This window comes from Haloarcula sp. Atlit-7R, assembly GCF_003666065.1.
Lineage (GTDB): Archaea > Halobacteriota > Halobacteria > Halobacteriales > Haloarculaceae > Haloarcula > Haloarcula taiwanensis.
On record NZ_QXIK01000110.1, the window covers coordinates 1 to 449 of the forward strand.

General features: G+C 67.7%; 1 pseudogene. It reads right to left on the bottom strand.

The features are described from left to right. Positions 1 to 449 (bottom strand): annotated as a pseudogene (locus tag D3D01_RS22880) (peptide ABC transporter substrate-binding protein); the annotation flags it as partial.

Consider the following 449-nt stretch of genomic DNA (forward strand, 5'->3'; position numbering starts at 1 on the left):
CTCCCAGGCGATGGCGTCGTTGACGCCGTAGACGCTGTACTGCTGGTTCAGGAATATCCACGGGCACTGCTCGTGGGCCATCGCGTTCGCCTCCTGGAGGGTCGCCTCGCGCTCCTCGCCGGACTGGTTGCCGGCCTGTTCGAGCAGCGCGTCGAACTCCTCGTTTTGCCACGTCGTGAGCGTCCCGTCGGAGGCGAGAAGCGCCTCCATGACGAGGCCGCCGTCGAACGTCGCCTCGCCCCAGCCGATGAGGAACCACGGCGGGCGGGCCTCGATACTGCCCGCGAGCAGTTCGTCCACGAGTGAGCCGAAGTCGCGCTGGCGGACCGTCGCCGTGACGTTCGGTAGCTCGTCGATGTAGCCCGCGACCGCCTGCGCGATTTCGAGGTCCTTCAGGTAGCGGCCGACCAGCGTGTTGAGTTCGATCTCCGCGCCGGCGTAGCCGGACT